A 12,923-nucleotide genomic window follows, 5' to 3' on the forward strand; every position below is an offset into this window, starting at 1 on the left:
GTCAGGGCTCTCCCTTGAAGATGCCGACCACCGGCTCGCCACCCGCCACCTGCCGGGCGCGGTACATGCCGGATGTGTTGAAGGACCAGGCCACCTGACCATCGGGCGTCACGGCGACGATGCCGCCATCGCCGCCCAATGCCGTCAGGCGGGCCTGGATCACCTCATCCGCAGCCTTTTGCAGGCTCATTCCCTTCAATTCAACCAGATCACAGATGGCGCGCGCCACACCCAGGCGGATGAAATATTCCCCCGTGCCGGTGGCTGACACGGCGCAGGATTTGTCATTGGCATAGGTTCCGGCCCCGATGATCGGTACGTCGCCGACCCGGCCCCACAGCTTGGCGGTGGTGCCACCGGTGGAGGTGCCGGCGGCGACATGGCCGGCAGTGTCCAGCGCCACCACGCCCACGGTACCGTATTTACGATCCTCAAACGCCATATCAGCGGCGGCCAGCGGCACAGGTTCCGGGCCCACTCCCGCCGGACGGGCGGGGATGGGCAGGCCGCGTTCCTTCAACGTCTTCTTCAGGGACTGCCAGCGCCGTTCGGTGAAGAACCAGGCAGCATCGGCCTGTTCCACGCCTGCCTGCTGCCCGAACTTCTCTGCCCCGGCGCCAATCAGCATGACATGGGGTGATTTCTCCATGACGGCGCGAGCCAGGGTGATCGGATTTTTGGTGCCAGTGATGCCCGCGACAGCACCGGCCTTCAGCGTGGCACCGTCCATGATGGCGGCATCCAGTTCGTTGCGGCCATCGGCGGTGAAGACCGCCCCCTTGCCGGCATTGAATTGCGGATCATCCTCCAGCCTGCGCACCACCGCGACGACGGCGTCCATTGCCGTTCCGCCCTTTTCCAGGACCGCGCGCCCCCGGTCCAATGCTGCATGCATGGCGGCGCGATAGGATGCCTCCGTTTCCGGCCCCATGGTTTCCCGGTCCATCACCCCGGCCCCGCCATGGATGGCCAGGGCCCAGGCGGGGCGGGCAGGGGCGGCCGCCTGCTTCTGCGTGGCGCAGGCGGACAGGGCCAAGGCGGAACCCAGCAGCAGGGTGGCAAGGCGGATCGGATTGCGGCGCACGGTCACTCTCCCCGGAATGGTTTGCGGGTAGAGAGATAGCAGCCGCACCGGTCACTTCACCAGTTCGATCAGTTCCATCATGCCATTATCCTCGTGGTTCACATTGTGGCAGTGCATGACCATAGGGCCGGTGAAATCCAGCGCGCGGCTGACGAATTGCAGCACCTCACCATTGCCGCTTCCGCCCGCCGCAACGCCCGATTGCTGGATCGTGTTGCCGGCGGGGAAGGTGCAGCCGCCAGGACCTGTGGCGCAATTAATCAGGGCCGTATCGCGCCAGATGGGGAAGTCATACTTGACCGACCCGCGCTGGGTGATCTGGAACGAGTTGATATGGATGTGGAAGATATGCGTGTCGCTGGCGCTCTGCACCGCCCACAGGTCCGTCTGCTCCAGTTTCAGCCGACGCTGCACCCGCTCCAGGTTGAAGGGCCGGCCATTCACGACGGACGCGCCCTGTATGGCCGTGGGGGCGAATTCATAATTGGTGAAGCCGAACACCACCCCCTGCGTCGGCCCCACCGGCACATCCGTGCGGCTAGCCACATCGTCGGGCGTGTAGAGGGCGTTCAACTGTGTCTGGGTGGGCAGGGCGGTGTTGACCTTCCGCTTATGCTTCTTCACGTCGATATAGAGAACCACCTGATCCGATGGCAGGCGGTTATTGCTGTCCAGTTGCGGCACCTGGCACAGGCCGGTGGTGGCCGTCGGCGCATTGTTGGGGTTCGGCTGGAACAGGGCGTAACGCCCCTCGGCCTCCGGCGCCTGAACCATCACGTCCAGACGCTGGCCCGGCGCCATGATGCTCAGTTCGTTATTGATGACATCCGTGCCTGCCGTCGGCGTGGTCAGGTCATAGACGGGGGCACCCAGCCTGAAAGGCAGGTCCTGCGCGCCCGCCGGCAGGGGGCGCTTGATCGGCACGCCATCGGCGGCCAGGGCATAAAGTGCGGGGGCGGGCGCGCCGGTGCCCGGCAGGGGCAGGACGCAGAGCGGAAGGTTGTTGCGGATGGTGGTGTTGATCACGCGCCACAGCATCGCCTCACCCGGCGCCATGGTGATGGTGGCATCCATCTGCCCGTTCACCGACAGCTTGGCATTCACCGCCGAATTCTCCAGCGATTTATTGCCCAACTGGCCGCAGACCTGTGGGCCATAGGCCGCCTGACAGTTTACAGCATAAAGCGGCTCCGGGTCCGTCAGCGGGTTGCTGCGCGTGAATTCGATCTGCTGAAACACCAGGACACGTTCGCCATTCAGGGCCTTGGCCTGTTTCACGGCCTCCAGACTGTCGATGCCGTTCTTCTTATCCTCGATGATCAAGGCACCGGCCATGCCGCTGCCCAGATGCATGGCGACGGCGCCATGCTTGTGCGGGTGATACCAAAAGGTGCCCGCCGGATGCTGCTCCGGGATTTTGTATTCATAATCGAAGGCGCCTTCGACACAGACATGGCGGTGCGCCACGTTCTTGTCGGTTTCCGAATGGCAGGCCTTGCGAAGATCGGCAGCGGTCGCCCCTTCCGGCAGGATATTCAGTAGCACATTGTCGCTGTTGCCCAGCGGCGTGACATGCAGGCCGTGCGTGTGCAGGTTCAGAATGTCAAAGCCATGAGGCAGCGTATCGACATTGGTGCTGTCGGGGGCCGGCTTGTCGCTGTCATGGCTGTTGCTGAACGGGTAGTAATCGCCGTCACCCGCCGATGCCTTCATGCGGTTCGTCATGCGGATGCGCACTGTTTCCCCCGGCGAGGCGCGCAGCGTGGGGCCGACCAGCAGCTTGCGCGTCTCGTCCCACTTGCCGGTACCTTTGGAAATGAAGCTGCGGCTGGTGATGCGCTGGGTAAAGGGCGGCAGCCGGTATTCGGCCGTCACAGCCTCCAGATCATATTGCCCGGCAGCGTTGCGCCGCATGTCAGGCGGATTGACCAGTTCCGCCGCCATGACCGGCCCCGCCATGGCAAGGCACAGGGCCGCAACGCCCGCTTTCAACACTGTCCGCATAACCCTTTATCCCCCCGATTCTTGACGCACATAGGGCAGGATAACAGGATTTCAGATGTATGCTATATACAACCGATACGGGTCTTAAGCCAGTGTCAGGATCACGGGCGTGTGATCCGACGCCTTCTCCTTGGCGCGGGGCCCCTTGTCGATCTCGCACGCCACGATGCGGTCGGCGGCCTGCGGCGACAGCAGGAAATGATCGATGCGCAGGCCATTGTTCCGGGGCCAGGCGCCGGCCTGATAATCCCAGAAGCTGTAGGCAGGAACCAGGCCCGGATGCAGGGTACGAAACGCCTCCGTATAGCCCAGCGCCAGGATTTCCTGGAACTTCAGCCGCGTTTCCTGCCGGAACAGCGCATCTTCGCGCCAGCCGACGGGGTCATAGACATCTTCGGCGGCGGGGATGACGTTATAGTCACCGCCCAGCACCACGGGCTGTCCGCTTTTCAGCAACTCCGCCGCATGCAGGCGCAGACGTTCCATCCAGCGCAGCTTGTAGGGGTATTTCTCCGTTCCCACCGGATTGCCGTTGGGCAGGTAAAGGCTGGCGATGCGAACCCCGTCGATGGTGCCCTCGACATAGCGCGCCTGCTCATCCTCCGGTTCTCCCGGCAGGCGGGTGATGATGTCGGTGACGGGCGATTTCGACAGGATCGCTACGCCGTTATAGGCCTTCTGACCCACGGCATGGACGTGATAGCCCAACTCCTCGAACGAGGCCGCCGGGAACGACGCCGTCTCGCATTTGATCTCCTGGAACAGCACCACATCAGGTGCCGCCTCAATCAGCCATTCGGTGATATTGGCCAGACGGGCCTTGGCGGAGTTTACGTTCCAGGTGGCGATCTTCACGATGGGCTACCCTCAAACCGAAAACGACGTGCCGCAGCCGCAGGAGGATGCGGCGTTGGGATTGACGACCTTGAAATAGCTGCCCATCAGGTCTTCGACAAAATCCAGCTCGGCACCGGCCAGCAGGTCGAGCGAGACATCATCCACCACCAGCTTGGCGGCGTCCTTGGCGAACACATGGTCATCCTCGTTGGTGACCGTGTCGAAGGAGAAGCCGTACTGAAAGCCGGAGCAGCCGCCACCCGAAACGGTCAGGCGCAGCATCTGGTCGGGATTGCCCTCCAGCATCGCCAGCTTGGTGATGCGGCGGGCGGCACTGTCGGACAGGGTCATGGCCTTGGGGCCGGGCGGCGGGGTGCCGGCGTCGCCGGTACTGGCCGATGTGATCGTCATTGAATGGTTCCTGTCTGCTAACGACTGGACAAACGCTTACACCCTATGTAAGCGGCGAAGGCGTGTCCGTCAAAGGTGGGCATGGCATGCGCTGGAGATAGCATGATGATGCGTTGGCAGTCCCTGTTGTCCCGCAAGCGTCTGGCCAAGGACGGTTTGGCCCCGGAACTGCCCTATCGCAGCGCGTTTGAGATCGATATCGACCGCATCACCTTTTCCACCAGCTTCCGGCGCCTGTCGGACAAGCAGCAGGTGCATGGCATCGGCGGGTCGGATTATGTGCGTTCCCGTCTGACCCATTCGATGGAGGCGGCGCGGGTGGGCCGGTCGCTGGGCAGTTGGGCGGGGGCGGAGATCATTGCCCGCTATGGCCAGGATGCCGTGCCGGCCAGCGCCGCCGATATCGGCGACGTGGTGGGTGCGGGCGCGCTGGCTCACGACCTGGGCACGCCGTGTTTTGCCCATACGGGGGAGGATGTGATTTCCGACTGGTTCGCAGGCACCACCCTGGGGCGTGAAATCCTGTCGGGCGTGGATGGGCAGCAGGCCGCCGAACTGTCCAACTTCGAAGGCAACGCCCAGGGCTTCCGGGTGCTGACCCGCCTGCAGGGCTGGCGCGCGCAGGGCGGGTTGCAACTGACGGCGGCCACGCTGGGTACCTATGGCAAATATCCCTGGGCAGCCCCGGCCTTCGCCGGGGAGGAACGCCCGCATAAGCGTAAATATGGCTTCCTGGGCAGCGAAACCGACCTGATGGCAGAGGTGGCGGGTGAGCTGGGCCTGATCTCCATCGGGCGCGATGCGTGGTGCCGGCATCCGCTGGCCTATCTGGTGGAGGCGGCGGACGATGCCTGCTACTCCATCGTGGATATCGAGGATGCGGTGAAGATGCGCATGCTGTCCTTCGCCGATGCGGAGGAACTGCTGGAACCGCTGATCGATTGGGACCGGGCGGAGTATGAGGGGATCGAGGATGAGGATCGCCGCCTGATCTATCTGCGCGCCCGCGCCATCGACCGGCTGGTCACCGACGCGGCCGCCGCCTTCCTGGACAAGCTGCCCGACATCATGGAGGGCAAGCCGGTCGGCCCGCTGCTGAAGATGATTGAACGCACCGACGCGCTGAAGGACATCTCCGACGTTTCCTACACCCAGATCTATCGCGGGCATCAGCGCTGCGAAACCGACATCATTGCCGCCCGCACCGTCACCACCTTGCTAGATGCCTATGCCGAGGCGCTGCTGGCGCGTGAAAAGGCGGGGCCGGGTGCCGACCTGCCCCGCCGCTTCGCCTCATTGCTGGAAACCGTGCCGGGCATCCGGCAAATCCCCTATGACCGGGCCGGCTGGACCCGGTCGCTGATGGATTACATCGCCGGCATGACCGACCGCTTCGCCATCCGGCAGGCGCAGTTGATCGCGGGGTGAGGGCTTATAACAACCCCTCAATCGCCGTCTTCAATGCTTCCGGCTTGGTTGTCGGCCCGAACCGGTCCACCACCTTGCCCGACCGATCCACCAGGAACTTCGTGAAGTTCCATTTGATCCGGCTGCTGCCCAGAAAACCTCGCTTTTCCTTGGTTATCCATTTGTACAGCGGATGGGCATTGTCGCCATTCACGTTGATCTTGGAGAACATGGGGAAGGTGACGTCATAGGTGAGCGAGCAGAAATTGGCGATTTCCGCTGCGTCGCCCGGTTCCTGCTTGCCGAACTGATTGCAGGGGAAGCCCAGGACGGCCAGACCGCGCGCCGCATAATCGCGGTGCAGAGCCTCCAGACCCTGATACTGATAGGTGAAACCGCATTTCGACGCGGTGTTCACGATCAGCATGACCTTGCCGCGCCAGTCACCCAGTGACACATCCTTGGCATCGAGTGTCTTGGCGCTGAAGTCATAGATGCTGGTCATGGACACACTCCCCGTTGATTGTGCGCGATGATGCGACGGGCGGGGGGCAATTGGCAATGCGGGGCAGGGATGGAATTCGATCTTTTCGTGGGCATCGACTGGACAGGCGCACAGCCGGCCCGCGCGGTGGCCGTGGCCGCCTGTGATCCGTCCAGCGTGGTCCGCCCCGTCTGGCCCCGTGATCGCCATTGGCGACGACAGGAGGTGGCCGACTGGATCGCAGAACAGATCGCGTTGGGCCGCCGCATCCTGGCCGGGTTTGATTTCGGATTCGCCATGCCCTGGGTCGATGGTGTCGGCTATCTGGATGGCCGTGTGCCGGATGTGGCCGACATGTTCGCCCTTTGGGACCTAATCGATCAGGCCAGTAATGGGGCCGAGGATGATTTCGCCGGTGCCGCCGTTCATGACCCGCGCCTTCACCCCAGCTTCTGGATCACCGGCCCCACGCCCACGCATTGGGGCGATGGCTCCACCAAGCGGCGGGTGGTGGAGGTTGTGGCGGCAGAGACGGGGGCGGGCACGCCCGTGTCGCTGTTCAAGCTGGCGGCGGCGGCCAAGCAGGTGGGCAAAGCCTCGCTGGCCGGCATGCGCACCCTTAAGCGGCTGCGGGAATTGGCGGGTGACAGGCTGGCGGTTTGGCCGGCGGAACAGCCAGCCGCTGGGCAAAGCGTGGTGATGGAAATCTACCCCACCCTGTTCCGCAAGCAGGCGCTGGGGGGCGTGCGCAAGATCACGGGGCGGGCGGCCATGGCCGATGCGGTGGCGCATTTTGGATGCACCCTGTCGTCCGACCTGCCGGAACAGTTTGACGATCACATCGGGGATGCCATCATCACGGCGGCCGGGCTGTCGCGGCTGGCGGGCAAGGCTTCGGCCTGGAACCCCGCCGGCCTGACGCTCGACATTGCCCGGCGTGAGGGCTGGATATTCGGGGTCGGCGCATGAAGATGGTGTTCTATGTCGCAATCGGTGGTGCGTTCGGCTCCGTGGCGCGGTATCTGACAGGGCTGTGGTTCGGTCGGCTGTTCGGCACGGGCTTTCCCTGGGCGACGCTGACGGTGAATATCGTTGGCTCCTTCGTCATGGGATTGCTGGTCGCCCTGATGGCCCAGGCCTGGTCGCCACCGGCGGAGGTTCGCGCCTTTCTGACGGTCGGCATTCTGGGCGGGTTCACGACCTTTTCCACCTTCTCCCTGGATGTGGCGGTAATGCTGGAACGGGGGGATATTGGTGTGGCGGCGGCCTATGTGCTGTCGTCGTTAATTGTTGGCATCGGCGGGTTGTTCGCCGGGCTTTATCTGGTACGGATGGTGACGGCATGAGCGATGCCGGTGAAGCGCGCGGTCCCGCAAAGATCGTCGAAACAAAGCTGGTGGCCGAGGATGAGGCCGATATCCGCCTGGACCGCTGGTTCAAACGGCATTACCCGCAAGTGGGGCATGGCGTGCTGCAAAAGCTGCTGCGCACCGGTCAGGTGCGGGTGGATGGCAAGCGCGCCGACGCCAATACCCGCCTGATGGCGGGCCAGTCCGTGCGCATCCCGCCCCTTCCAGATGCGGCACCCGCCCCGGCAGAGGGGCAGGAGACTGCGGCCAAGTCGGCCAAGCCGCTGTTCAGCGATAAGGAAGTCGCGGCTCTGCGCGCCTGCGTCCTTTACCGCGATGCCGACGTCATCGTACTGGACAAGCCTGCCGGCATGGCCGTGCAGGGCGGGACGGGACAGGCCAAGCATCTGGACGCCATGCTGGACCTGTTGAAATTCGACGCGGCCGGTCGGCCCAAGCTGGTTCACCGTCTGGACAAGGATACCAGCGGCTGTCTGGTCCTGGCCCGCAACGCCTTTGCCGCCACGCGCCTGACCGAAAGTTTCCGGGGCCGCGATGCGCGCAAGATCTATTGGGCGATCACGGTCGGCGTGCCGGAACCGCATCAGGGCCGCATCGACCTGTCCATCGCCAAGGAAATGTCGGCGGGGGGCGAGCGGATGATGATCGATGAACGCAACGGCCAGCGTGCGCAATCCTACTACACCGTTCTGGAACATGCCCACCGCAAGGCGGCCTTCGTGGCCCTGTGGCCGCGCACGGGCCGCACGCATCAGCTGCGCGTGCATATGAACGCCATCGGCACACCCATCCTGGGCGATGGCAAATATGCAGGCCAGAAGGCCTTCATCGATGGGGCCGACATGAAGCGGCAGATGCATCTGCATGCCCGCCGTATCATCATCCCGCATCCGCGCGGTGGCACCATCGACGTGACCGCGCCCTTGCCGGACCATATGCGGGGGGCGTGGGATTATTTCGGTTTCAGCGCCAATCTGAAGGAAGACCCGTTCGCGGCGCTGGACTGATCCTTATTGCAGGTGATGTGCTGGCGGTGCGTCCTGCGCCGCCAGCCGCAATTCCGGCTGTTCGCAGACAGCATCGGTCTGACGCACGGTCAGGTGACCGGTTCTGATGCGATGCTTGGCGTTTTCGATGGCACGTATCTGGTCAGGGGTCAGAAAGCGGTCAGCTCCCTGACGCACCCAGTCAACGCCACCATCGGCAATGCCCAGTTCCTGGCTGCCGGCTGACCAGTGTCCGTCCACAAGATCACGCAGCGCACCATAGACGGCCACATCGACACGTTTCAGGGCGGTGGTGACGATATGGCCAGGGGCCAGCGTTTCCTGGTCGCTATCCACGCCGATGCCCATATGTCCCGCCTGTGCCGCCGTCAGCAGCGCATCCCGGCTGGCTACGCCGGCGGCAGGGAACACTACATCCGCCCCCTCATTGATCAGTTCTTCAGCAACCACCCGTGCCAGACGCCGGTCGCGGAACCCATCCATATCCTTGGTCATGTAGCGGGTGATCACCGACAGCGGCCGACCTGTCTCCCGCGCGCCTTGCACGAAGCCGCATCCAAAACGTTGTACCGGCGGCGTCGCGACGGCACCGATGAAGGCCAGCTTCGCCGACTTGCTGGCAAAGCCCGCCGCCATGCCGGCCAGGAACCCCGCCTCCTGCTCCCGGAATCGGATGGACCGGACATTGGGCGCCTTAACAGCACTGTCGATGATGGTGAAGCGTGCGTGCGGATAGATGGGCGCCAGATGGACCAGGGCCTTGTCATGGACATATCCGACCAGCAGCAAGGTGGTGATGCCCCGATCCACAAAGGCGCGGATGGCCTCTGCACTGTCCTGTTCACTGTTGATCACGCGCTGACGAAACCGGATGCCTTTTTCTGCCTCGAGCCGTTCGGTGGCGGAAACGACAAGCGAATTATAGACCTGATCGTCCTTCTGACCGCTGTAGATGACGCCATAATCGTCCGAAGCGCACGCCAATGGTGCGGGCAAGAAACTAAGGACAATCATCAATGCATAGAACAGCCGCATTCGAACGTATGGTTCCCGGTTAGAGCGTAATCATGCCATCTATATCCAGGGTTTGATATCGATGGACAGCCGGCACCACCTATCCCTTTGGTTCATTCCTGCGGCATGCCATGCATGCCGCGCCCCCACTCGACAGCGGCGGTGGTGCGGGGTAGCAAGGGGTTGGCCCGACCTGATGCCTTGAGATGTTATGCCCCTGAGACTTGCCCTGTTCGATTGCGACGGCACCCTGGTGGACAGCCAGCACGCCATCGTCGCCGCCATGGAGGCGGGGTTTGCAGACCATGGCCTGGTACCGCCGCCGGCCCGCGACGTACGGCGCGTGGTCGGCCTGCCGCTGGTACAGGCGGTCGCCACCCTATCACCCGATCTGACAGCCGAAGCGCATGAGGCCATATCAGAGGCGTACAAGGCCGCCTTCTACCGCAACCGCCTGGCCGGCACCCACCCGGAACCGTTGTTCGATGGTGTGGTGGCGGCGCTGGACGCGCTGGAGGCGGCCGGGTTCGTTCTGGGTATCGCCACGGGCAAAAGCCGGCGCGGTCTGGATGCCACGCTGGCCCATCATGGCTTGGCGCCGCGTTTCGTTACGTTGCAGACCAGCGACCGGGTGGCGGGAAAGCCCAGCCCCGACATGGTGTTCGCGGCCCTGGCCGAAAGCGGGGCGGAGGCGGCGGATACGGTCGTCATTGGGGATACCAGCTTTGACATCCTGATGGCCCGCAACGCCCGCGTCCGGTCCATCGGCGTGTCCTGGGGCTATCACGCGGGGGCGGAACTGCTGGCGGCGGGTGCGGACCTTCTGGTGCATGAATATTCGGCCCTCCCCGGTGCGGTGACGGGCCTGTTGGTCAAGGATTGAGGATCATGAAGCGCTTTTACCGCCAAGTGGAAACCATCGCCGCTGAAGGTGGCTTCACCCTGACCCTGGATGGCAAGCCGGTGCGCACGCCTGCCAAGCTGCCGTTGGTGGTGCCGACCCAGGCCCTGGCCGAGGCGATTGCCGCCGAATGGGCCGCCCAGGGGGATGAGGTGAAGCCCGCCACCATGCCGCTGACGCAGTTGGCCAGCACCAGCATCGACGGCGTGCGCGGCCGTCTGGAGGCGGTGGCCGAAGCATCCGCTGTCTATGGCGAAAGCGAACTGGTCTGTTACCGCGCTGACGAGCCAGCGGAACTGGTGGAACGGCAGGCAACCTTGTGGAACCCACTGCTGGACTGGGCGGCCCGCCGCTATGACGCGCACCTGCTGATCGCCACCGGCATCATCCACAGGCCGCAGCCACAAGGTGCGTTGAAGGCCCTGCGCGCCGCCGTGGACCAGTTGGATGAATGGCACCTGACGGCGTTGCAGAACACCATCGGCATCACAGGTTCGCTGCTGGTGTCCCTGGCCCTGATCGACCGCCATATCAATGCGGAACAGGCCTTCGATCTGGCCCAGCTGGATGAGAATTACCAGATCGAGAAATGGGGCGAGGATTGGGAAGCCGCCGACCGCCGCGCGGTGCAGCGCGCCGATCTGGCCCATACTGTCCGGTTCCTTGATTTGCTGCGCTGAAGCATTTCATTCCGCATTGCGCAAAATTTCAGGTGGCATTTCCAGTTGTCGCCAAACCTGATACAAGCTGTCGCCAACAAAGATACGTATGTTCTTGGGGGGACTGGTTGGGATGCGGAATGATGAAGTCCGTGCAGTATTCGCACGTATTGGCAATGCTGTGGATGGCGCCGTAAATGCTTTGCAGCGCCGCCTGGATATCGATGGATTAACTGCTTCCAGCCTGCGTTCCCTGATTGATGGCAGCTTGCCGGCGGACAAACAGGCGGAACTGGCCGCCGCATTCCGGGCTTCGGGCAAGTCTCCCGCCATGCTGGCGGCGGGTTTTGCGGCGGTACAGGCCGATCTGTCGGCAGCGCTGATCGCGTCCTCCCGCTGGAAACAGGCGGCGGCTGTCGATGGTGTCCGGGTGCTGGGCGTGGTTGTGGCCGAGGCACTGTCGGTGCTGCTGTCACCGGTTGCCACCGCCAAGACCGCTGCCGGGCATTCAGTGCCCGATACGGCGGGCTTCATCGCCAGCCTGATGGACCGCACCGTCGATGTCGCCACGGCCATCAATGATGCCTCTATTGCGAATGCAGAAATGGTGGGGCAGTTGCGGGCCGTGGACAGCCAGGCGCAGGCCATTGCCGCCGCGACGGAAGAAACCGTCGCCGGCGTCAACGAAATCTCCGCCCGCAGCCAGGATGTGGCCCGGCTGGCGTCGGAGGCGCATGACGTGGCCGAAGGCGGGCGTCAGGCGGTTGCCAATGCCGTGCGCGGTATGGATGCCATTGCCGATGCGGTGGCGCAGAGCGCGTCGCGTGTGTCCGAACTGTCCGAAGCGTCCGACCGTATCCAGGACATCCTGGCCAGCATCGAGGCGATTGCCGCCCAGACCAACCTCCTGGCGCTCAACGCCACCATCGAGGCGGCGCGCGCAGGCGAGGCCGGCAAGGGCTTTGCCGTGGTCGCGTCGGAGGTGAAAAGCCTTGCCAACCAGACAGGTCGCGCGACGGAGGATATCCGTTCCCGTCTGGCGCATCTGCGCGCGGAAATGGCCACCATTGTCGGGTCGATGCAGGATGGCACCCGCGCCGTCGCCGCGGGGCAGGACCAGATGCGCGAGGTTTCGGCCCGGATCGATGATGTGACGACCCGCGTCGATACCACGACCGAACGCATGGCCGAAATCGCCGCCATCCTGCACCAGCAGACGGCGGCGGCGCAAGAAGTGGCCCAGGGCGTGACCGACATTGCCAGCCGGGCCGCGCGCAACAGCCAGGCCATCATGCGCAATGTCGATGCCACCAAGGGTGTGGAATCGCTGCTGGGCAAGCAGCTATCCGACCTGATGAAGCAGGACATCCCCAACAAGATCGTGAAGATCGCCAAGGTCGACCACATCATGTGGAAGAAGCGGCTGGCCGACATGGTTGTGGGTTTGCAGACGCTGAACGCCGCCGAACTGGCACGCCACGACGCTTGCCGTCTGGGTAAATGGTACTATGGCGCCGGCTCACTGCCCCTTCGCGGGCACCCGGCCTTTGCGGGCCTGGAGGCGCCGCACAAGTCGGTGCATGAACATGGCATCCGCGCCGTCGAACTGTTCAATGCCGGCGACCTGGACGGGGCCATGAAGGAAATCGCCCTGGTGGAGGAAGCGTCCGAACGCGTCGTCGCACAACTGGACCGCTTGCAGAACGAGCCGGGGACGGCAACACAGCAAGCGGCTGGCTTCTAAG

Annotated in this window: 13 protein-coding genes; 7 read left to right on the top strand and 6 right to left on the bottom strand. The window is 63.9% G+C overall.

Translation table 11 applies throughout. The features are described 5' to 3' along the window. Position 1: 1 nt before the first annotated feature. The 4 genes from ACT6Q8_RS04895 to erpA form a co-directional block, all read right to left on the bottom strand. Positions 2-1,084: an isoaspartyl peptidase/L-asparaginase family protein gene (locus ACT6Q8_RS04895; RefSeq protein ID WP_444734526.1), complete on the bottom strand. Its 1,083-nt coding sequence runs from the start codon at positions 1,082-1,084 to the stop codon at positions 2-4. 51 nt (positions 1,085-1,135) lie between these two features. Then, positions 1,136-3,088, bottom strand: a complete 1,953-nt coding sequence (locus ACT6Q8_RS04900; RefSeq protein WP_444734525.1) for a multicopper oxidase family protein — start codon at positions 3,086-3,088, stop codon at positions 1,136-1,138. Between the two features lie 84 nt (positions 3,089-3,172). Further along, positions 3,173-3,943, bottom strand: a complete 771-nt coding sequence (xth, locus tag ACT6Q8_RS04905) for an exodeoxyribonuclease III (protein ID WP_054167458.1) — start codon at positions 3,941-3,943, stop codon at positions 3,173-3,175. Positions 3,944-3,955: 12 nt separating this feature from the next. Beyond that, entirely contained in the window at positions 3,956-4,336 is a 381-nt protein-coding gene (erpA, locus tag ACT6Q8_RS04910) for an iron-sulfur cluster insertion protein ErpA (protein WP_444734524.1), read from the bottom strand. Between the two features lie 102 nt (positions 4,337-4,438). Here erpA and dgt point away from each other — a divergent pair, with 102 nt between their 5' ends. Continuing rightward, positions 4,439-5,764 (top strand): dGTP triphosphohydrolase, encoded by a 1,326-nt coding sequence (gene dgt, locus ACT6Q8_RS04915; protein ID WP_444734523.1) that lies wholly within the window; start codon positions 4,439-4,441, stop codon positions 5,762-5,764. A gap of 4 nt (positions 5,765-5,768) precedes the next feature. On the opposite strand, the gene ACT6Q8_RS04920 is transcribed toward dgt, so the two are convergent. Continuing rightward, positions 5,769-6,248 (bottom strand): glutathione peroxidase, encoded by a 480-nt coding sequence (locus tag ACT6Q8_RS04920; protein WP_444734522.1) that lies wholly within the window; start codon positions 6,246-6,248, stop codon positions 5,769-5,771. A 69-nt stretch (positions 6,249-6,317) separates the two neighbouring features. On the opposite strand from ACT6Q8_RS04920, the gene ACT6Q8_RS04925 reads away from it, so the two are divergent. The 3 genes from ACT6Q8_RS04925 to ACT6Q8_RS04935 are packed head-to-tail and all read left to right on the top strand — an operon-like array spanning position 6,318 to position 8,604. After that, on the top strand, positions 6,318-7,196 hold the full coding sequence (locus ACT6Q8_RS04925) for a hypothetical protein (RefSeq protein ID WP_444734521.1): 879 nt from the start codon (positions 6,318-6,320) through the stop codon (positions 7,194-7,196). Next, complete coding sequence (crcB, locus tag ACT6Q8_RS04930) at positions 7,193-7,573, top strand: fluoride efflux transporter CrcB (protein WP_444734520.1); 381 nt, start codon at positions 7,193-7,195, stop codon at positions 7,571-7,573. The genes ACT6Q8_RS04925 and crcB overlap by 4 nt, the downstream gene beginning before the upstream one ends. Continuing rightward, positions 7,570-8,604 (top strand): RluA family pseudouridine synthase, encoded by a 1,035-nt coding sequence (locus ACT6Q8_RS04935; protein WP_054167463.1) that lies wholly within the window; start codon positions 7,570-7,572, stop codon positions 8,602-8,604. Before crcB ends, ACT6Q8_RS04935 begins: the two co-directional genes overlap by 4 nt. A gap of 3 nt (positions 8,605-8,607) precedes the next feature. On the opposite strand, the gene ACT6Q8_RS04940 is transcribed toward ACT6Q8_RS04935, so the two are convergent. Beyond that, entirely contained in the window at positions 8,608-9,639 is a 1,032-nt protein-coding gene (locus tag ACT6Q8_RS04940; protein ID WP_444734519.1) for a BMP family ABC transporter substrate-binding protein, read from the bottom strand. Positions 9,640-9,829: 190 nt separating this feature from the next. Between ACT6Q8_RS04940 and ACT6Q8_RS04945 the strand changes: the two genes are divergently transcribed. The 3 genes from ACT6Q8_RS04945 (at position 9,830) to ACT6Q8_RS04955 (ending at position 12,922) form a co-directional block, all read left to right on the top strand. Beyond that, positions 9,830-10,501, top strand: a complete 672-nt coding sequence (locus ACT6Q8_RS04945) for an HAD-IA family hydrolase (RefSeq protein ID WP_054167465.1) — start codon at positions 9,830-9,832, stop codon at positions 10,499-10,501. Positions 10,502-10,506: 5 nt separating this feature from the next. Next, positions 10,507-11,199, top strand: a complete 693-nt coding sequence (locus ACT6Q8_RS04950; RefSeq protein ID WP_054167466.1) for an ATP12 family chaperone protein — start codon at positions 10,507-10,509, stop codon at positions 11,197-11,199. Between the two features lie 112 nt (positions 11,200-11,311). Then, positions 11,312-12,922 (top strand): methyl-accepting chemotaxis protein, encoded by a 1,611-nt coding sequence (locus ACT6Q8_RS04955; RefSeq protein WP_444734518.1) that lies wholly within the window; start codon positions 11,312-11,314, stop codon positions 12,920-12,922. The last annotated feature ends 1 nt before the right edge of the window (position 12,923 follow it).

The organism is Niveispirillum sp. (assembly GCF_052437035.1).
GTDB lineage: Bacteria > Pseudomonadota > Alphaproteobacteria > Azospirillales > Azospirillaceae > Niveispirillum.

Coding starts and splice junctions, on each gene's coding strand:
- ACT6Q8_RS04900 (WP_444734525.1), bottom strand. CDS start 3,088: ATGCGGACAGTGTTGAAAGCGGGCGTTGCGGCCCTGTGCCTTGCCATG.
- erpA (WP_444734524.1), bottom strand. CDS start 4,336: ATGACGATCACATCGGCCAGTACCGGCGACGCCGGCACCCCGCCGCCC.
- dgt (WP_444734523.1), top strand. CDS start 4,439: ATGATGATGCGTTGGCAGTCCCTGTTGTCCCGCAAGCGTCTGGCCAAG.
- ACT6Q8_RS04920 (WP_444734522.1), bottom strand. CDS start 6,248: ATGACCAGCATCTATGACTTCAGCGCCAAGACACTCGATGCCAAGGAT.
- ACT6Q8_RS04925 (WP_444734521.1), top strand. CDS start 6,318: ATGGAATTCGATCTTTTCGTGGGCATCGACTGGACAGGCGCACAGCCG.
- crcB (WP_444734520.1), top strand. CDS start 7,193: ATGAAGATGGTGTTCTATGTCGCAATCGGTGGTGCGTTCGGCTCCGTG.
- ACT6Q8_RS04935 (WP_054167463.1), top strand. CDS start 7,570: ATGAGCGATGCCGGTGAAGCGCGCGGTCCCGCAAAGATCGTCGAAACA.
- ACT6Q8_RS04940 (WP_444734519.1), bottom strand. CDS start 9,639: ATGCGGCTGTTCTATGCATTGATGATTGTCCTTAGTTTCTTGCCCGCA.
- ACT6Q8_RS04945 (WP_054167465.1), top strand. CDS start 9,830: ATGCCCCTGAGACTTGCCCTGTTCGATTGCGACGGCACCCTGGTGGAC.
- ACT6Q8_RS04950 (WP_054167466.1), top strand. CDS start 10,507: ATGAAGCGCTTTTACCGCCAAGTGGAAACCATCGCCGCTGAAGGTGGC.
- ACT6Q8_RS04955 (WP_444734518.1), top strand. CDS start 11,312: ATGCGGAATGATGAAGTCCGTGCAGTATTCGCACGTATTGGCAATGCT.